This window comes from Allosediminivita pacifica (genome assembly GCF_003054175.1).
In the GTDB taxonomy this organism is placed as follows: Bacteria; Pseudomonadota; Alphaproteobacteria; order Rhodobacterales; family Rhodobacteraceae; genus Allosediminivita; species Allosediminivita pacifica.
On the sequence record NZ_QBKN01000013.1, the window covers coordinates 26,486 to 45,181 of the forward strand.

General features: G+C 64.8%; 18 protein-coding genes. 7 read left to right on the forward strand and 11 right to left on the reverse strand.

Annotation, left to right across the window (positions count from 1 at the left end):
- Window positions 1-11: 11 nt before the first annotated feature.
- The 3 genes from C8N44_RS11495 to ectA are packed head-to-tail and all read right to left on the reverse strand — an operon-like array spanning window position 12 to window position 2,284.
- Window positions 12-410: an ectoine synthase gene (locus C8N44_RS11495; RefSeq protein WP_107976616.1), complete on the reverse strand. Its 399-nt coding sequence runs from the start codon at window positions 408-410 to the stop codon at window positions 12-14.
- Between the two features lie 4 nt (window positions 411-414).
- Complete coding sequence (ectB, locus tag C8N44_RS11500) at window positions 415-1,701, reverse strand: diaminobutyrate--2-oxoglutarate transaminase (RefSeq protein ID WP_188758683.1); 1,287 nt, start codon at window positions 1,699-1,701, stop codon at window positions 415-417.
- Window positions 1,702-1,753: 52 nt separating this feature from the next.
- The gene (gene ectA / locus C8N44_RS11505) at window positions 1,754-2,284 is read right to left on the reverse strand and encodes a diaminobutyrate acetyltransferase (RefSeq protein ID WP_244641041.1); all 531 of its coding nucleotides are present in this window, start codon (window positions 2,282-2,284) and stop codon (window positions 1,754-1,756) included.
- A gap of 277 nt (window positions 2,285-2,561) precedes the next feature.
- Between ectA and C8N44_RS11510 the strand changes: the two genes are divergently transcribed.
- Window positions 2,562-3,059 carry a MarR family winged helix-turn-helix transcriptional regulator gene (locus tag C8N44_RS11510; RefSeq protein WP_107976620.1) on the forward strand — a complete coding sequence of 166 codons (498 nt, stop codon included), beginning with the start codon at window positions 2,562-2,564 and terminating at the stop codon, window positions 3,057-3,059.
- Between the two features lie 13 nt (window positions 3,060-3,072).
- Here C8N44_RS11510 and C8N44_RS11515 read toward each other — a convergent pair whose 3' ends face one another.
- The 4 genes from C8N44_RS11515 to C8N44_RS11530 all read right to left on the reverse strand — a co-directional run bounded on the left by C8N44_RS11515 (window position 3,073) and on the right by C8N44_RS11530 (window position 8,014).
- The gene (locus C8N44_RS11515; RefSeq protein WP_107976622.1) at window positions 3,073-4,155 is read right to left on the reverse strand and encodes a DUF1513 domain-containing protein; all 1,083 of its coding nucleotides are present in this window, start codon (window positions 4,153-4,155) and stop codon (window positions 3,073-3,075) included.
- 4 nt (window positions 4,156-4,159) lie between these two features.
- Entirely contained in the window at window positions 4,160-5,137 is a 978-nt protein-coding gene (locus C8N44_RS11520; RefSeq protein ID WP_107976624.1) for an imelysin family protein, read from the reverse strand.
- Window positions 5,134-6,681, reverse strand: coding sequence for a di-heme oxidoreductase family protein (locus C8N44_RS11525; RefSeq protein ID WP_107976626.1), 1,548 nt, complete (start codon window positions 6,679-6,681; stop codon window positions 5,134-5,136). Before C8N44_RS11525 ends, C8N44_RS11520 begins: the two co-directional genes overlap by 4 nt.
- 76 nt (window positions 6,682-6,757) lie before the next feature.
- On the reverse strand, window positions 6,758-8,014 hold the full coding sequence (locus C8N44_RS11530; RefSeq protein ID WP_107976628.1) for an imelysin family protein: 1,257 nt from the start codon (window positions 8,012-8,014) through the stop codon (window positions 6,758-6,760).
- A gap of 367 nt (window positions 8,015-8,381) precedes the next feature.
- Between C8N44_RS11530 and purU the strand changes: the two genes are divergently transcribed.
- The 3 genes from purU (at window position 8,382) to mltG (ending at window position 11,852) form a co-directional block, all read left to right on the forward strand.
- Window positions 8,382-9,266 (forward strand): formyltetrahydrofolate deformylase, encoded by an 885-nt coding sequence (gene purU / locus C8N44_RS11535; RefSeq protein WP_107976630.1) that lies wholly within the window; start codon window positions 8,382-8,384, stop codon window positions 9,264-9,266.
- Window positions 9,267-9,445: 179 nt separating this feature from the next.
- Entirely contained in the window at window positions 9,446-10,705 is a 1,260-nt protein-coding gene (gene fabF / locus C8N44_RS11540) for a beta-ketoacyl-ACP synthase II (RefSeq protein WP_107976632.1), read from the forward strand.
- Between the two features lie 4 nt (window positions 10,706-10,709).
- Window positions 10,710-11,852 carry an endolytic transglycosylase MltG gene (mltG, locus tag C8N44_RS11545; RefSeq protein WP_107976634.1) on the forward strand — a complete coding sequence of 381 codons (1,143 nt, stop codon included), beginning with the start codon at window positions 10,710-10,712 and terminating at the stop codon, window positions 11,850-11,852.
- Between the two features lie 221 nt (window positions 11,853-12,073).
- Here the strand turns inward: mltG and C8N44_RS11550 are convergent, their stop codons facing one another.
- Entirely contained in the window at window positions 12,074-13,888 is a 1,815-nt protein-coding gene (locus C8N44_RS11550; RefSeq protein WP_107976636.1) for a methyl-accepting chemotaxis protein, read from the reverse strand.
- A gap of 177 nt (window positions 13,889-14,065) precedes the next feature.
- On the opposite strand from C8N44_RS11550, the gene C8N44_RS11555 reads away from it, so the two are divergent.
- Together C8N44_RS11555 and C8N44_RS11560 are read left to right on the forward strand one after the other, a co-directional pair.
- A complete protein-coding gene (locus tag C8N44_RS11555) occupies window positions 14,066-14,965 on the forward strand; it encodes a DMT family transporter (RefSeq protein ID WP_244641040.1) in 900 nt (299 codons plus the stop codon).
- Between the two features lie 99 nt (window positions 14,966-15,064).
- The gene (locus tag C8N44_RS11560) at window positions 15,065-15,301 is read left to right on the forward strand and encodes an HP1242/YdcH family protein (RefSeq protein ID WP_107976638.1); all 237 of its coding nucleotides are present in this window, start codon (window positions 15,065-15,067) and stop codon (window positions 15,299-15,301) included.
- Here C8N44_RS11560 and C8N44_RS11565 read toward each other — a convergent pair.
- Entirely contained in the window at window positions 15,280-15,840 is a 561-nt protein-coding gene (locus C8N44_RS11565; protein WP_107976641.1) for a glutathione peroxidase, read from the reverse strand. The genes C8N44_RS11560 and C8N44_RS11565 overlap by 22 nt on opposite strands.
- A 214-nt stretch (window positions 15,841-16,054) precedes the next feature.
- On the opposite strand from C8N44_RS11565, the gene C8N44_RS11570 reads away from it, so the two are divergent.
- Window positions 16,055-16,324 carry a DksA/TraR family C4-type zinc finger protein gene (locus C8N44_RS11570; protein WP_107976643.1) on the forward strand — a complete coding sequence of 90 codons (270 nt, stop codon included), beginning with the start codon at window positions 16,055-16,057 and terminating at the stop codon, window positions 16,322-16,324.
- Between the two features lie 4 nt (window positions 16,325-16,328).
- Here the strand turns inward: C8N44_RS11570 and C8N44_RS11575 are convergent, their stop codons facing one another.
- On the reverse strand, window positions 16,329-16,820 hold the full coding sequence (locus C8N44_RS11575; protein WP_107976645.1) for a GNAT family N-acetyltransferase: 492 nt from the start codon (window positions 16,818-16,820) through the stop codon (window positions 16,329-16,331).
- Between the two features lie 49 nt (window positions 16,821-16,869).
- Window positions 16,870-18,696, reverse strand: coding sequence for a M3 family oligoendopeptidase (locus C8N44_RS11580; protein ID WP_107976647.1), 1,827 nt, complete (start codon window positions 18,694-18,696; stop codon window positions 16,870-16,872).

Here is an 18,696-nt window from a genome sequence, read left to right on the forward strand (position 1 = left end):
GGATATCCCCCTTACGCCATCTCATCTGCCGGCGCGTAGGAACCGTCTTCACGGTGCACTTCCTTGCCGGTCACCGGCGGATTGAAGCAGCAGGCCATGACCAACTCTTCTTCCGCGCGCAGGGTGTGACGGTCGTGCTCGTTCAGAGCATACATCACGCCGGGCTCGATGTTGTGGGTCTCACCGGTCTTGAGGTCGGTGATCGAGCCTTTGCCCTGCATGCAGTACACGCTTTCAAAGTGGTTCTTGTACTCGAACGTGTGCTCGGAACCCGGCTCCAGGAACGTGATGTGGAAAGAGAACCCCATCCCGTCGTCTGCGAGGAGCATCCGCACGGAGGACCATTGCGCGTCGGACGTCACACGGTCGCGTTCTTCTTTGACGATCTTGTTGAAATCACGAACGATCATAATGTTACTCCGCTGCCATCTTGGTATTTGCAATTGCTTCGCGCGTCGCTTCGAGCAGGATTTCCAGCCCTTCGCGATAGAGCGCGACAGGTGTGGTGATCGCTGCGAGCACCTTCACCACCTCGTCGCCGGCGCCCGACGTCTCGATGATCAGGCCCTTCTCGAAGCAGCGTGCACAGATATCTTCGGCTAGGTCGCCCGAACCGACGTCGACACCCTGCATGAGGCCGCGTCCCTTGAGCTTGGCGCCCTGGATCTCGTCAGCGACGGCCTGAAGGCCTGTCGTGAGGATCACGGCTTTCTCGGCCAGTTCCTTCTGGAAACTGTCATCCTTCCAGAACTTTTCGAGCGCCACGCGTGCGGTGACGAAGGCATGCGTGTTGCCACGGAAGGTGCCGTTGTGCTCGGCTGGCTTCCAGATGTCGTATTCAGGCTTGATGAGCAGTGCCGCGAAAGGCAGGCCCATGCCGCTGAACGACTTGGCCATCGGGATCAGGTCCGGCTCGATGCCCATCTCCTCGAACGAGAAGAAGGTGCCGGTCCGGCCGCAACCCGCCTGAATGTCGTCGACGATCAGCAGGGCACCGTGTTCCTTGGCGAGGCGCGCGACGCCACGCATGAAATCACCCGATGCGGCGTTGAGGCCGCCTTCGCCCTGCACAGGCTCGATGATGAAAGCCGCAGGGGCGTCGATACCGCTCGACGGATTGGCCAGCATCTGCTCCATGATCCGCAGGCTGTCCATATCCTGACCGAAAGCATGCTCGTAGGGCATGTGCGACGTGTCGCTCAAGCTGACGCTGCCGGCACCCGCACGCTTGCCGGCATTACCGGTCGCGGCGAGAGCACCCATGGTCATGCCGTGGAAGCCGTTGGTGAAGGCGATGATGTTGCGGCGACCGGTGACCTTGCGCGCGAGCTTCATGGCGGACTCGACGGCGTTTGTGCCGGTCGGGCCGGTCATCATGACCTTGTAGTCCATGTTGCGCGGTTTGAGGATGATGTCCTCAAAGGTCTGGAGGAAAGCCTGCTTCTGCTCGGTATGCATATCGAGACCGTGGGCGATGCCGTCGGCCTGGATGTGCTCGATGAGCGCGGCTTTCATGTCCGGGTCATTGTGGCCGTAGTTCAGGGAGGAACAGCCCGCCAGGAAGTCGATGTAGCGGTTGCCTTTGGCATCCCACATCTCGGAGCCGCTCGCACGGACAAAGCTGGTGGGGAAGCTGCGGCAGTAGCTGCGCGCTTCGGATTCGCGGCGCTGGTAAAGATCGGGATTCAGGTCCTTCGGCATTGGGAAGGCTCCTTTCTTTTTTAGGTTCAGGTCAGGATCGCTGTGCCGGTGCTCACGCAATGCTGCGGAGCTGACCCGGGAAGCTGATCGTGACCATGTGTTCGGTGGAATGCAGGCCCTGGAAGTGCGTGTCCTTGGTGAAGTGGGCCTGGTCGTCGAGAAGGCCCCCACGCTCTTCCGCGAACTTCTTGAAGAGTCCCCAGGACGCATCGTTGTCGCTGGTGATGGTGGTCTGAAGACGGCGCACGTCACTGCAGATGTCGCGTGTCAGAAGGGCTTCGAGCATGCGCCCGCCAACGCCCTTGCCGCGCGCCTTGTTGGAGACGGCAACCTGCCAGACGAACACCGTGTCGGGATCGTAGGGGAGGATGTAGCCGGAAACCCACCCGACGATCTGCCCATCCATCTCAGCCACGACACAGGTGTCGCGGAAATGGTCTGCCTGAAGCAGGTTGGCATACATCGAGTTCTCATCGAGCGGCTTGCAGGCCCGGATGAGCTCCCAAATCTCTGCACCGTCCTCGCGTACAGGCTTGCGGAACGTCACGGTGCCTTCGGGCTTAACGCTCTTGAGTGTTTGCACGGTATCCTCGTTCGGTTGCTTCGTTATGCTAAGTATAGTCGTCTTTGCGGTTACTTCAACAGGCAAAGCAATTTTCTTCCCCGACACGCAGTTTTCCCAACGGACGACCATTTTTTACCATTTATACTCAATGTTAACGCGTCTTGGGTCTTCTATAAAGCGCGATTTGTGCTAAGTAAGGGCCATGAGCACTGTTTCGCAAAAGCAAAGCGCACGGATTGGTGGACGCCGAGGACAGTCTCGGCGTAGTGTCGGCTGGCCAACGCCGGACATTCCCATGAATCGTACAGACGACAGCCTCGTAGCCATTCGCCGCATCCTTCGCGCGACGGAGCTTTACGGGCGCCGTCTCGCCAGGGAGGCCGGCCTTACAGCGGTACAACTCCGCGTGCTGCAGATAGTTGCGGAAAAAGGTCATGCCACGCCGACTGAGATCGCGACGCGCATGGGGGTAACTCAGGCGACGATTTCGGCACTCATCAAGAAGCTCGAGGGTTTCGGGATGCTTGAGCGTCTCAAGTCAGAAACTGACCGGCGCCAGACGAACCTGCATATCACCGAGACCGGCCTGTCGAAGGTGAACGGGGCGCCAGACGCACTGCAACAGCGCTATGTCCGCCAGTTTGAAGGACTGGAGGATTGGGAGCAGGCGATGATCGTATCGTCGCTGGAGCGCGTCGCTGCAATGCTCGATGCCGACGAGATCGATGCTTCGCCGGTGCTTTCGGTCGGGGATATCCTGCCGGGACAGATGAAGGCCAACGGCGCAAGCTGAAGCTGTCGGGTTGTCAGGTCGTCGCGTTGCGTAGGCTGACAACGTGGTTGTCCCAAGCGCGCCCCGGGCGGGATTGAAGCGGTCTGAGCTGTTCTCCCAGTTCCAGCAATCCGCCCATGCCGTCCGAGAAAAGGAATCCGGCTGTCGATGGCGCTGCGCCGCAGACATCGCTGCGGCGGATCGTTTCGAGATGGCGTCCGTCATTCCCGAAGATCTGCACCCGGCCGCCGCGGGGCGACGTGATGGCAACGCGATCGCCGGCGCCGTCGAAAGCCACAGATCCGGCATATCCCTTCATCGCGATGGCCTCGCTCAGCGGCAGATCGGCCAGCTGGACGGGGGCGCCGCGTCTGTGCAGCCCCAGAAGGGGCACACCGTCGGTGACCTCACCCTGCCACTGCATGGCAAAGGCCACGGTTCCATCGGGGCCAAGCGCAAGATGGCGGATGGAGTTCTGGTGCAGGTCGTCTGGCAGCGTGACCTGATCCAGCAGTTCGCCTTGTTCGGTAAGATAGCTCAGGTTTGGCTGCATCGTGTCGATGTTGAGCTTTTCACGGCCCGCGTCCGGATGCGTCCGGATTCCCCCGTTTGCCACCACCAGAATATCGCCCGGCAGGCGGCGGATGTCGTGGGGGCCTGTGCCATGGCTCGGGATCTCGCCGATCCGCCGCCATCCCTCGGACCGTGACCAGAGACCGATCCGGCCCTCACCGCTCTCGTAGGCGTTTTCCGGCGTGCAGAGCACATCGCCGCCCGCGATGAAGACGCCGTGGCCGTAGAAGTGGCGGCCTTCGGGCGCCTCGAGTTCACGGATGAGTTTCCCGCGCAGGCAGTCGATGACAAGCGCGAAGGTGCCGGGCCGGCGGGCAAAGGCGACGGCCTCTGCCATGACGGGATGTGCTGCCGCGGCGTGGCCACGGTCGGGCAGGGGGATGGAAAAGATGTCGTCCCCGGTCTCGTCCAGCAGGAAAAGCTCGAAGGCGCCCGAGGCGGTGCGCGCCGCCGCGAGGTAGGCGGGGTCGCCAGCCGCGGCCCAGCCTGCGGCGGGCAGGCTTGCCGAGGCCAACATGGCCGAGAGGAAGCGGCGTCGCTGCATGGGATCAGTCCCCGTCCTGTGCGTTGAAGCCCTGGGTCAGTCCCAGCGCGCCGCCGATCTCTCCGGCGACGTCATCCTGGAGAAGGTCGACGCGCTGTTGCAGGATCTCGATCTTGAGGCGCTCCGAAGGATCCTCGACCCCGGCGAGCCGCGGGTCGTCAAGGCCGGCTGCCACGTCCAGAACATCCGCAAAGGCAGCTTCGGTCACCGGGATGGGATCGTCGGAAAGGGTCCTGAACAGCTCGCGCAGAGCCTCCAACGACAGCACGACGTTGCGAAGCGGGCGGTCGGAGCGATAGGCCTCGGCCCAAGTCGGGCGTGGCCGGTCGAAGGTGCCGAGCGGGCGCCCGAGCCTTTGGTCCTTGGTGAATTCGAGCCCGGTCATCAGGGCCGTGTAAAGGGCTTGGGCGGCTTCCTTCTCGCTCAGGTAGGTGGTGTTCTCGCCGGCATCTTTCATGAGCCCCTGGTAGTCGTTCCAGTCGGCGCTCAGTCCTTCGGCCATGCGGGACAGGTCCCGGGCGACGGCAGTTGCCAGCGAACAGGCATAGTCCTCCGGGCCATAGTCCGACAGCGCCTCGTCATAAAGCAGGCGTTCCAGCGCGAACAAGCCGCGCCCCGCGATCGAGACTTCGGCGAATGCCTCCGGATCGCCTACCGCCGGATCTTCGTCCGCGATCAACCGCGCAACGGTGCGCTGCACCATCCCGCGGGTGTCGGGCCAAAAGCCGATGGCAAGCGCGCGGCCGTCTTCCTCGAGCGGACCGAAACGGAGATGGGAGATACCCATCCACGCATCGAACAGATCCTGGTAGGGCGCGCGAAGGGCCGGTGCCGTGCAATCCTCGGATGCCCTCTCGGCAAGACGCTCGGCCTGCTGCCGAAAGGTCTTGACCCGCGGCAGAACATGCTCGTCGAGCGCTTCATCCACCCCCGCCAGGGCTGGGGAGGCAAGGCAGGCGAGGGCTAGGGCAAGGTGTTTCATAGGCTCTCCAGGTAACGGATCAGATCCGCACGGTCTTCGGGGGGCATTTCGATCACGCGGTCACGCGCGGCCTGCGCCTCGCCGCCGTGCCATAGCACAGCTTCGAGCAACGAGCGCGCCCGCCCGTCGTGAAGGAAATAGGTATGGCCGCTTACCTGCTCGGTGAGGCCGATCCCCCAAAGGGGCGGCGTGCGCCATTCGCTGCCGCTCGCGCGGCCTTCGGGACGGTTGTCGGCAAGGCCCGGCCCCATGTCGTGCAGCAGGAAATCGGAGTAGGGCCAGATGAGCTGGAAGCTCTGCTCGTCGCGGTCGGTCAGGCGGTGTGTCACGTATTTGGGCGTGTGGCAGGCGATGCAGCCGGTCTCGTAGAAGACGCGCTTGCCGTTAAGTACCTGCGGATCATCCGTGTCGCGGCGCGCAGGCACGCCGAGGTTGCGGCTGTAGAAGGTTACGAGGTCGAGCCCCTCGGCGTCGATCTCGGTGCCGCGTGCATCGCCGTCGCCATGTGGGCCTTCGATGCAGGCCATCTGGCTTGGCGTGCAGTCCCCGGCGGGTGAGCTGAAGAGCGGGTTCGAGATGCCGATGTCGCCGGCGAAGGCTGCGGCGGACTGTTCTTTCACCGTCGGTGCCCCGGCTTTCCAGCCGAAGCGGCCCAGCATCACGGCGTCTTCGTCGAAGGACCAGACGACCTGCGGGCGGCCGGAAATGCCGTCACCGTCCGCGTCGTCGGAATCGGCCTTGGCAAGGATGTCCTCGGCGGGAATCGCTTCGACCAACCCAAGGCCGATCATCTGCGGAGCGACGCGAGGGCTCAGCATGGCACCTTCCCCAAGGGGACCGTAGCCCGGATCAGCGAGGCTGTAGGAGGGGGCGCGCAGCGTCGCCGTCTCGCCGCCCGAAAGCGCGATCTCCTGTTCGGTGTAGTCGATCCTCATCTGCCCTTCGGCGGCGTGGCCGGGCAGGGCGAAATCCTGGATCTGTCCGCCGTAGTTCGGATCGGGGCGGGTGCGGGGCGTCTCGTCGCCGAGCGAAAGAAGAAAGGCCTCGACATCCGACATCGGCGCGTCCGGAGCGGCCGGAACGGAGACGCGCAGGAACATGGAGACGCGGCTGTCATCAGGCCCCTCGGGCGGATGCCCGCGGCCGTCCTTGAGGTGGCAGCGCTGGCAGGAGCGGGCGTTGTAGAGAGGGCCGAGCCCATCCGAGGCCAGCGTGGACGAGGGAGAAGAAACCCAGAGCTTCTTGAAGAGGCCATTGCCTAGCTTGAAGTCGAGTTCACCCGCGAAGCTGATGTTGCCGGAGGGCTGCGAAAAGGCATCCGCATCTGTCCGCGCGCGGACGGTTGCCGCGCCGGCTGGGTTGGTTTCGAACTTTTCGGGTGCGCTGAAATCCTCGGTGGGCCGCGTGACCGGCGCAATACGCTCACGTTCGCTCGCCGTCCGGGGTATCACGTCGAGGTGGAGATCCTTCAACTCCGAGCCGGTATCGGCGGCTGCGGGAAGGCTCAGAGCCGTAAGGGCAAGAACTGTGAAAACGGATCGCATACTGGGTCTTTTCAGGGCTGGGTGGGCCGGGGCTGCGTGGTTGGGAGACGTGCCGCCCCGGCCTGCCTGAGGGAAGTTATTGGAACACTGCGTCGGGATTGTCGAGGCTGTCGGAGCCTTCGAAGCCGATCTGGTCGAGCCCAAGGGCCGCGACGGCCCGCTCGATGGACGTCGTCTGCGTCACAAGCGCATCGACCGCGCTCATGATCAGCTCTTCGCCCGCCTCGTTGCCGCGTGCCAGCATCTGGTCATAGGAAAAACCCGCTTCCGCCGCGGCCTTGATCTGCCCCAGCTCGATCATGGTCAGATTGAGATTGGCGCGCAGGGCGGCGTCGACCTCGGGATCGGCTTCGGCCACCAGAGACGAGAGGCTTTCGCCCGACACGACCGAACCGTCGATCCGCACATATTCGCCGTTGTAGACGTTGTGAATGCCGAGACCGTCGTAGAAGTGGCTGTTGTGCGTGTTGTCCGAGAAGCAATCATGCTCTTCCTCGGGGTCGTTCAGCATGACGCCAAGTTTCATGCGCTCGCCCGCCTGTTCCCCATAGGAGAGACTGCCCATACCGGTCAGCATCGCCACGATGGCCGCATCCTCATCAGAGGTCAGCTCCTGGCGTGCGGCACCGTCATCGGCCCATTGCGCGGTCATCCATTCCAGGTCGCTGACCAGCAGGTCGGTGGCCGCACGCAGGTATTCGGCGCGACGGTCGCAATTGCCGTTGGTGCAGTCCTCGCCGCTGGCGTAGTCGGTCCAGGGCCGGTTTCCGGCGCCGTGCTCGGTGCCGTTGAGATCCTGGCCCCAGAGAAGGAACTCGATGGCGTGGTAGCCGGTGGCGACGTTGGCTTCGACGGCGTCGGCCTCGTGCAGCGTCTCTTCCAGCAGGGTGGGCGTGATTTCCGAGGCGTCGACGTCTTCGCCAGACAGGGTAAAGGTCTCGTTCGCGATGACGTTTAGCCCGGCATAGGCGTTGGCGTCGGTCGGACCGCCGTAGCTGTCGTCGACATAGTCGATCAGACCTTCGTCCAGCGGCCAGGCATTCACCTTGCCCTCCCAGTCGTCGACGATCGGGTTGCCGAAGCGGAAGGTCTCGGTCTGCTGGTAGGGGACGCGTGCCTCGAGCCAAGTGGTCTTTGCCGCGGCCAGCGTTTCAGCAGAAGGCGCGTCGATGAGGGCTGTCACCGCTTCGCTCAGTTGCTGCGCCTTGATCAGGCTGTCCTCGTATCCCGCGTGCGCGATGTCGGAATAGGTGTCGATCACGGCTGCCTTGTCGGCAAGCGCCGGCGTGGCCGTTCCCATGATCAGGGCCAGCGCGGTCGTGCTGCGTTTCATCGGGTCTCTCTCCCTCTTGGAAATTCCGGGTGACGCCTCTTGTTTCGGGCGGTGTTTACACAGGCGATTTGTCATCGCTGCCGGCTCTGCCGTCAATCCCGAGTTTTTGTGTCGGAAATATATCGGCCACTGACCGGTGAGGCATGGGCGAGCTTTCGGGCGCGCCGATCCGCGTCGCCGAGCCCCTGCGGTGAACGGTCGCAGCATATCGGAAATCCGCTGCGACGATGCATGGCGCAAAAGCGACGAGAGCTGTGCCAAGACCGTTGACGCAGGGCAGGCGCGCTTGCACTGATTTGCGCGTTGCGACGTCGTTGGCAGCACGGCCCGTCAGCACCGACGCGCCGATCGCATGAATGGAGGAGAGATGAACTCTTATTGTTTGACAGTGACTTGCCCGTCTCGTCGGGGCATAGTCGGAAGCATTGCATCCTATCTCGCGGATCATGGATGCAACCTTACCGACAGCTCGCAATTCGACGACCTCGAAACGGGCATGTTCTTCATGCGGGCCATCTTCAACTCCGAGACCGGCGTCGGAATCGACGAGCTTCGCGAAGGCTTCGCGCCTGTCTCCAGTGAATTCGAAATGGATTTCACCTTCCACGATCCGGCCCGCAAGATGCGCGTCGTGCTCATGGTGTCGCGCTTCGGGCACTGCCTGAATGATCTGCTCTATCGCTGGCGCATAGGCGCCCTTCCGATCGATGTGGTCGCGGTCATCTCGAACCACATGGACTACCAGAAACTCGTGGTGAATCACGACATCCCGTTCCACCACATCCGGGTCACGCCGCAGAACAAGCCCGAAGCCGAGGCGCAAATCATGGGCGTCGTCGAGGAGACCGAAGCCGATCTCGTGGTGCTCGCGCGCTACATGCAGATCCTGTCGGACGACCTCTGCCAAAAGATGTCGGGCCGGATCATCAACATCCACCACTCGTTCCTGCCAAGCTTCAAGGGCGCTAACCCCTACAAGCAGGCCTACGAGCGCGGCGTGAAGCTGATCGGGGCCACTGCCCACTACGTCACCGCGGACCTCGACGAGGGGCCGATCATTGAACAGGACACCGTCCGCGTCACGCATTCGCAGTCGCCTGCCGACTACGTCTCGCTCGGGCGGGATGTCGAGGCGCAGGTGCTGGCCCGTGCGATCCATGCGCACGCGCACCATCGCGTCTTCCTCAACGGTAACAAGACAGTGGTCTTCCCCGCGTCGCCGGGTTCCTATTCCTCCGAACGGATGGGCTGAGCGGAAACAGGACAGGATCGCCGGACGGTTTCGACCCCCGGCGATCTGCCGCCTGCCGCGCTTGCCGCCGGCAGATCCTCGCGAGGCATGGGAAAAGGGCACTCGCCCCGCTCTTGCCCCACCTTGCCCTGTCGCGGTAAGAGCGGCGCAAGAGCTAACGAGAGAAGAGGGCAGGGCACATGCGTCGCGTCGTTGTCACCGGGCTGGGGCTGGTCACGCCCCTCGCCTGCGGGGTGGAGCAGAGCTGGTCCCGGCTGCTGGACGGTAAGTCCGGAGCGGGAACCATCACGCGTTTCGACGCCTCCAACCTGGCCACCACCTATGCCTGCGAGGTTCCGATCGGGGACGGAAGCGACGGCAGCTTCAACCCCGAGGACTGGATGGACAAGAAGGAGCGTCGCAAGGTCGACGACTTTATTCTTTACGGCATGTCCGCCGCCATCCAGGCGATCGAGGCATCGGGCTGGAAGCCACAGGACGATGAGGGACGCGAACGTACCGGCGTCCTGATGGGCTCCGGCATCGGGGGGCTCAACTCCATTGCCGAGACCGCCTACCTGATCCGCGACAAGGGCCCCCGCCGGGTGTCGCCCTTCTTCATTCCCGGTGCGCTGATCAACCTGATCTCGGGGAATATCTCGATCCGCTACGGCTTCAAGGGCCCGAACCACGCGGTCGTCACTGCCTGTTCGACGGGAGCCCATGCCATCGGTGACGCAAGCCGCCTGATCAAGTATGGCGATGCGGATGTCATGGTGGCCGGGGGCGCCGAGGCGGCGATCTCGGAAATCGGCATCGCGGGCTTCAACGCGTGCAAGGCGCTCTCGACGAAGCGGGGCGACGATCCGCAGGCTGCAAGCCGTCCCTATGATGCCGATCGCGACGGCTTTGTCATGGGCGAGGGCGCGGGTGCGCTGGTGCTCGAGGAATATGAGCACGCCAAGGCGCGTGGTGCGACGATCTACGCCGAGGTGAAGGGCTACGGATTGTCCGGTGACGCCTACCACATCACCGCACCCTCCGAGAACGGCGAGGGCGGTGAGCGCTCCATGCGCGCGGCGCTCAAGGATGCCGGGTTGGAGCCTGCGCAGATCGACTACATCAACGCCCACGGCACCTCGACCATGGCCGACGTCATCGAGTTGTCGGCGGTGGAGCGGATGCTGGGCGACGCGGTTTCGAAGGTCACGATGTCCTCGACCAAGTCGGCAACCGGGCACCTGCTGGGTGCGGCTGGTGCGATCGAGGCGATCTTCTCGATCCTCGCGATCCGCGATCAGGTCGCCCCGCCGACCATCAACCTCGACACCCCCGCGGTGGAGACGGCCATTGATCTCGCCCCCAACGAGAAGCGGGAGCGGGAGATTTCCTACGCGCTGTCCAACTCTTTCGGGTTCGGCGGGACGAATGCCAGCGTGATCTTCGGCAAGGCGGACTGATTCAATGTGGAAAAGCGTGGCGTCGAACGCGCTGACTTTCCTTGTCGTGGGGATCTTTCTCTTCGGCGGGCTGCTGATCTGGGCGCAGAACGAGTATTCCGCCGAGGGGCCGCTCGAACAGGCGATCTGTATCGAGGTGCCGCGTGGCGGATCGATGCAGGACGTCTCCGAACGGCTGGCGGCGCAGGGTGCCATTTCGAGCCCGCTGATGTTCCGGCTTGGGGCGGACTATACCGACCGGAGTAACGACCTGAAGTTCGGCAGCTACCTTGTGCCCGAAAGGGCCTCGATGGTGGAGATCACGGACATCGTCACGCGTGGCGGGGCATCGACCTGCGGGACCGAGGTGGTCTACCGGATCGGCGTCAACGCGGCGAGCGTGCAGGTTCGCGAGCTTGACCCGGCCACGGGGCGTTACGAGGAAATGGCCGAGTTCGACCCCGCCGGGGAAGAGCCCGCGCCCGAGTATGCCACGGCCAAGGAAGAGCCGGGCACCCGCTACCGCATCGCGCTCGCCGAGGGCGTGACGAGCTGGCAGGTGGTGCAGGAGCTCATGCAGATCGACATCCTTGAGGGCACCGTCGAGGTGCCCGTCGAGGGCAGCCTTGCGCCGGACAGCTACGAGGTCGTCACCGGGGACAACCGCGCGGCGCTGATCGGGCGGATGCAGTCGGCGCAGGAGGCGATCCTAGCCAATGCCTGGGCCAACCGGGATGCGGAGCTGCCGCTCGAGAGCCCCGAGGAGGCGCTGATCCTCGCCTCGGTCATCGAGAAGGAAACCGGCATCCCCGAGGAGCGGCGGCAGGTCGCGAGCGTCTTCGTGAACCGGCTGGACCGCGGCATGCGGCTGCAGACGGACCCCACGGTGATCTACGGCATCACCAACGGCGAAGGTGTGCTCGGACGCGGGCTGCGGCAGTCCGAGCTGCGCGCGGCGACGCCCTACAACACCTACGTGATCGAGGGGTTGCCGCCCACGCCCATCGCTAACCCGGGCCGGGCGAGTATCGAGGCGGCGCTGAACCCGGCGGAGACGGATTTCGTCTTCTTCGTGGCTGACGGCAGCGGCGGGCATGCCTTTGCCGAGACCCTCGACGAGCACAACGAGAACGTCGCTCGCTGGCGCGCCATCGAGGCGAACCAGTAAGGCACATGTGGGGTGTCCCGGGCCGGGACATTCTCGCTCTCTATAGGAATCAATGGGTTACAGAGACGTTTTAACCTGTTGTTAGGATTGTCCCGCGGTGCGGTCCCGGATCGCGCCGGCTAGGAGGCCATCGAAAATGCCGTGGCGTCGAGGTCGCGGTCGGGTGATGCGACCCGACCGCGACGCCCGCGCACCGATCCCAAAATCGGCACGCGAAACGACTAGCCTGCAGCCCGATCAAGATCCGGCTTCCAAGCCCCGAGCCGTTCGGTGGCACTGTTTACATCGACCCGGAAGCGAGAAATCTGGCGCCGGAGGCTGTCGACCTCGCCGGTCAGTGTCATGATCGCCGCGGAGGCCTCCTCGACCATCGCGGCGTTCTGCTGGGTCACCTGGTCGAGATGAACCACGCTCGTATTGATCTCGGAAATGCCGCTCGACTGGTCCCGCGCGCTTTCGGCGATGCCGCTGACCAGCGTGGCGACGTGCGCGACCTGTTCGACGATTCCCGCGAGCGCCTCGCCCGCCGAGTTGACCAGCTCCACGCCGGATTCCACGTGCTTGGAGCTGGCGCCGATCAGCTGCTTGATCTCGCGCGCGGCTTCGGAGGAACCGAGGGCAAGCTGACGAACTTCATCCGCGACCACGGCGAAGCCGCGACCGGCCGTGCCCGCGCGTGCGGCCTCGACCCCTGCGTTGAGTGCGAGAAGGTTGGTCTGGAAGGCGATGTCGTCGATCACGCCGGTGATCTTCGAGATCGACTCGGAGGATGCGCGGATCTCGGACATGGCGACAACCGCCTGGCGGACGATGCTGCTGTTGTCTTCGGCATCGGTCCGGGTCTGCTGAACCACGCGTTCGACCTCGGATGCGTCGCTGGCGGCCTTGCCGACCGAGCTGGTGATCTCGTCCAGGGCGGCGGCGGTTTCTTCGAGCGTGGCGGCCTGGGTTTCGGTGCGGCGGGCGAGATCCTCTGAGGACGAGGACATTTCGCCGGCACGGGACTGGATTTCATCCGCGTTCTCCAGAAGGACCTTCATGATCTCGCGCAGGTTCGTCACCGTCGTGTTGAAGTTCTGTCGCAGCGGCTCGAACTGGGCCGGGAAGGGGCTGTCGAGCGTTCGCCTCAGGTCGCCCTCGGACAGGCCGGACAGGCCTTCGCCGATCGCGAGGACGACAGCCTGCTGTTCTTCCTGTTCCGCGTCGCGCCGGGCACGGGCTTCGTTCTCTGCCTCCTCGAGTTCTTTCTTGCGTTGCAGATCGTCCCGGAAGACGACCATGCTGCGCGCCATCTGCGAGGTTTCGGAGCGGCCTTTGACATAGGGGATCTTGCTTGCGAGATCGCCCTGCGAAAGTCCTTTCATGCGGGCATTCAGGCGATTGATCGGGCGAATGACGCTGTAAGCGATCACGCCGCCCCCTAGCGCCATCACGCCGAAACCGACTAGGAGGTAGGTGAGCATGTCGTCGCGCATCTCAGCGGCCATGGCGTCGATATCCTCGACGTAGCTGCCGGTCGCGATCATCCAGCCCCAAGGCGCGAAGCCATACGTGAAGCTGATCTTGGGCAACGTCAGTTCGGCGCCGTCGTCGCCGGCGCGGCGCGAGCTGTAGTATACGGCGCCCCCCTCGGGGGTCTGCGCGGTGGCGATGAGTTCCTGGTAGATCATGACACCATTGGGATCGGTAAGATCCCAGGTGTTCGAGCCCATGCGGTCATCACGCGGGTGGGCGACTATGTTGCCTTCGTAGTCCGAGGCGAAAAGGTAGTTTCCGTTGTCGTAGTTCAACGTGCGCAGGAATTCGACGCCCTCGGCCTGTGCCTCGGCAAGGGTGACGTCGCCCGCGGCGACCTGTTCGTCGAGATCGCGCAGCTTGCTGATCGCGAGATCGACCAGGTCGCGCAGGTGTACTTCACGCAGCATGTAGGTGTTGCGTTCCATCAGGGAGACGGACTTCCACGCCGAGAAGCCCATGCATCCCAGTGCGAGCACGACGACGAGATAGATCCGCCAGGCGATTCCCAGTCTCAACATGCGCGGGTCCGTCCTTTTCTGTGGAGATCACGGTGATTTGGCGGAGTGCTATGGCAATCCCGTTAACAAACGATGTGGCCGTGAGAGGCCCCGGGCGTGGTCGCCGTTGCAGGCCCGGAGCGCGCAGCGGACCCATGGCACCTTGCCCCCGCCGCTCAGTGGTCTAAGCCTGCTGGCATGCAGGCAGCGACGCAGAGCCCCGCGCGGGGCATTTTCTGGATGGTGGTGACGGGGCTCTGCTTCGTCGCGGTGACGGCCCTCGTGAAGACGGTGGGCAGCCGCGTACCGCCCGCCGAATCCGCCTTCCTGCGCTTTTCCTTCGGGCTGCTGTTCCTGATTCCGGCCTGGCGCGAGCTTCGCGACTTCCGGCCCACGGGTCGTCAGCTGCGCCTGTTCGGGATCCGGGGCGCCTTTCACACCGGCGCCGTGATCCTGTGGTTCTTTGCCATGACGCGGATCCCGATCGCCGAGGTCACCGCGATGAACTACCTCAATCCGGTCTACATCACGGTCCTCGCGGTCTTCGTGCTGGGTGAAAAGCTGGCCATGCGCCGCATCCTCGCGGTGGTGGCGGCGCTGGCGGGCGCGGCGATCATCCTGCGGCCGGGGTTCCGCGAGCTCGATCCGGGGCACCTCGCCATGCTGGTGGTCGCGGTGCTGTTCGCGGGGTCCTACCTGACGGCCAAGATCCTGTCGGGCGAGGTGAGCCCTGTGGTGATCGTGGCGATGATGTCGCTGACCGTGACGGTGGGGCTGGCGCCCTTCGCGCTGGCCGTCTGGGTCTGGCCGACCTGGGGCGAGCTGGCGCTGCTGTTCTGCGTCGCGTTGTTCGCCACCACGGGGCACTACTGCATGACGCTGGCCTTCGCCGCGGCGCCGGTGACGGTGACGCAGCCGGTGACCTTCCTGCAGCTCGTCTGGTCCGTGATCCTCGGCGCGGCCTTCTTCGGCGAGCCCGCAGATCCCTTCGTGATCGCCGGCGGGGCGCTGATCATGGGGGCGGTGGTCTACATCACCTGGCGCGAGGCGCGGCTGAAGAAGCAGCGCCCGCCGGTGGTGACGGAATCCGGCCACTAGGGTCTTCGTGCGTTCCGGCGTGTGTCTTGACGCGGATCAAGGCGCGCGGCGGCTCTCCCGGGCAACATGGGGCCGGACAGAGACGAAGAGGAGAAGCCCATGTCCCATGTTCCGCACGAGCTGGCCGCCGAGTTCCCGCAACTGGCCGGAAAGCTGGGTCAGCTGAAACGGGGCAACGCCCATTTTGCGCGTCTGGCCGAGACCTATGCCGAGCTGAACCGGCAGGTCTTTCGCGCGGAATGCCGTCTGGCGCCGATGGATCCGCTGGCCGAGGCGCAGCTGCGCCGGCGGCGTGCGGCCGTGAAGGACGAGCTTTACGGTCTGCTGAGCGCCTGATCCGGGGCGGGCCCCAGGAGGGGCTCGATCCGCGCGGTCAACGTCTGCGAGAGGGGCCGCGTCGTGGAGCCCCAGAAGGCCACGAAGTTGCCCTCGCCGTCGAGCAGCACCTTGTTGAAGTTCCAGGCCGGTCGCACGTCGTGATCGGCCTCGAGCCATGCGTAGAAGGGATGCGCGTCGGCGCCCGTCACGCTGGTGATCGTGGTCATGGGCAGGTCGAGGCCGAAGTTGACCGCGCAGTAGTCCCGGACCGCTTCGTCGCTTTCGAGCTCCTGCCGGAAGTCCTGCGAGGGCACTGCCAGCACGGTCAGCCCGCGGTCGCGGTAGCGGTCGTAGAGCGCTTGCAGCCCGTCGTACTGAAGTGTGAAGGCGCAGCGCGAGGCCGTGTTGACCACGAGCACCGGCCCGCCTTTCATGTCGTCGAGGGGGATGGTGCCGCCGTCGATGCTGTCGAAGGTGAAGGGACCCGAGGCCCGGACGGGCAGGGTGGCGGCGAGCAGGAGGCTCAGGGTGAGTGTGGGGACAAGGATCGGGCGCATGGCGGGCACTCCTTTCCGCGAGGAAGTAGCGTCCGCGACCTGAAGTCAATCCTTGTGGGGGCGGCATGTGGCGGTGGCCGGGACGGGGGCTCTGCCCCCGCCGCCCTGCGGGCGGCTCCCCCGGAATATTTGGGCCAAGAAGAAGCGGCATGGGGTTTGGTTCTTTGCCGGGCCGCGCCTATGTTTACGGGATGTTCTGCCAAGGAGGTGTGCCATGGCCGGAGGCTGGACGCGCGACGGCGCGGTGAGCGAACAGATCGAGGCCTCGATCTCGGATGAGTTGGAGAGGATGCGGGCGCGCCGCGCGCCGGTGGGCGAGAGCCTGACGGAATGCGCTGAGTGCGACGAGGAGATCCCCGAGAAGCGGCGCAAGGCGCTGCTGGGGGTGAAGCTCTGCGTGGAATGCGCGGCCGAGCACCAGGGGCGGGCCACGCCGCGCGGCGGTGTGAACCGCCGCGGATCGAAGGATTCCCAGCTGAAGTGAGGTGTCAGGCTGCGGGCGCGGCGGCCTGCAGGGGCAGGCGCATGATGTATTGCGGCCCCGAGGCGCCGACGAGGTAGTCTTCGCCCGTGTCCGTGAAGCCGCCCTTGAGGTAGGCCGCCTTGGCGCCGGGGTTGCGGTGGTTCACGGTCAGGTAGACGGTCGCGGCCTGCGGGTATTGCCTCGCGAGGTAGGGGCCGAGGGCGCGGCTGGCCCGCGTGGCAAGGCCGCGGCGCTGGTGGCGGGCGTCGATGCAGAACATGCGCAGCCCTATTGTGCCCGCTTCTGCGAAATCGTGGGCCTGCGCGTAGTCGAGATCGATGGCGAAGAAACCGACCGGCGTTTCGCCCTCCCAGATGAGGTGCCCATCGCGGCGGCCCGTGGCCTGCGCCATGGAAAGCGCGGGTGGCGAGGCGAACTGCTGCTGTTCGGGCGGAAGGGTGATCGCCTCGAGCAGGTCGGGGCGGTCCGGTGGAAGAGGCGAGAGGGTGATCGTCATCGGGATACTCGGCAGGGATGCCCGGCCCGCGCGGGGCCGGGCGGTCTGGTCACTCTTCCATCGCTTCCAGTTCGTCGATGAAGCGTTCGATCATCGCGAGGCCCTTCTGCCAGAAGGCGGGGTCGGTGGCGTCGAGGCCGAAGGGTTCGAGAAGCTCCTTGTGGTGCTTGGAGCCGCCGGCGCGGAGCATGTCGAAGTACTTGTCCTGGAAGCCCTCGGGCGCTTCCTCGTAGGCGGCGTAGAGCGCGTTCACGAGGCCGTCGCCGAAGGCGTAGGCGTAGACGTAGAAGGGCGTGTGCACGAAGTGGGGCACGTAGGCCCAGAAGGTCTCGTAGCCCTCCATGTACTCGAAGGTGGGGCCGAGGCTTTCGGCCTGCACGGACATCCAGATGGCGTTGATGTCGTCGGGGGTGAGTTCCCCGCCGCGGCGCGCCTCGTGGAGCTTGCACTCGAAATCGTAGAAGGCGATCTGGCGCACGACCGTGTTGATCATGTCCTCGACCTTGCCGGCGAGGAGCACCCTGCGCTCCGCCGGGTCGGTGGTGTTCGCGAGCATGCGGCGGAAGGTCAGCATCTCGCCGAAGACCGAGGCCGTTTCGGCGAGCGTCAGCGGCGTGGAGGAGAGCATCTCGCCTTGGCCGGCGGCCAGCACCTGATGCACGCCGTGGCCGAGTTCATGGGCGAGGGTCATCACGTCGCGCGGTTTGCCAAGGTAATTCAGCATGATGTAGGGATGCACCTCGGTCACCGTGGGGTGGGCGAAGGCGCCGGGCGCTTTGCCGGGCTTCACCGCGGCGTCGATCCAGCCCTTTTCGAAGAAGGGGGTGGCGATCTCGGTCATGCGGGGATCGAAGCCCGCATAGGCGTTCATCACCGTCTCGCGCGCCTCGTCCCATGTCACCGTGCGGGTCTGCTCCATGGGCAGGGGCGCGTTGCGGTCCCAGACCTGCATGGTGTCGAGACCGAGCCACTTGCGCTTCAGCTCGTAGTAGCGATGGCTGAGACGGGGGTAGGCTTCGACCACGGCGTCGCGCAGGGCCTGCACGACCTCGGGTTCCACGTCGTTGGAGAGGTGACGGCCGGTCTGCGGCGTGGGCATGCCCCGCCAGCGGTCCATGATCTCCTTCTCCTTGGTGGTGGTGTTGTGCACGCGGGCGAAGGTGCGGATGTTCTCGCCCAGCACCCGGGCCAGTTCGCGGGCGCCGGCCTCGCGCTTGGCGCGGTCATGGTCGGTCAGCAGGTTCAGCGTGCCCTCGATGTTGAGGTCCTCGCCGTCGACCGTGAAGGTCAGCCCGGCGATGGTCTCGTCGAAGAGACGTTCCCAAGCGTCGCCCACCACGCCCATGTCATGCAGGAATTTCTCCAACTCGTCGGAGAGCTGGTAGGGCTTCATGGCGCGGATGCGGCGCAGCGCGGGGCGGTAGCGTGCGAGATCGCTGTTCTCACCCATCAGGGTTTCGAAATGCGTGTCCTCGATCCGGTTCAGCTCGAGCGTGAAGAAGACCAGCGGCGTGGTGTAGACGGTGACCTTTTCCTGCGCGTCCGAGAGGAACTTGGTGCGCGCGGGATCGGTGGTCAGCTGGTAGTAGCGCAGGCCCGCGTAGGACATGATGCGGCCGGCGACGGCCTCGATGCGTTCGTGGCGCTGGATGGCCTCGAGCAGGGTTTCGGCGTCCAGGTCGGCGATCTTGCCTTCGAAATCAGTGGCAAAGCGCTTGCAGGCGTCTTCGAGCCAGTCGAGGTCGCGCTTGAGTTCGGGCGCGTCGGGCGCGGGATAGAGATCGGTCAGGTCCCATTCCGGCAGCGGCCCCAGGTCACGGTCCCCGTGCGGGGCGTTGGCGTCGAAGAGCGGCTGCGGGTCGTGAAGCTTGGTCAT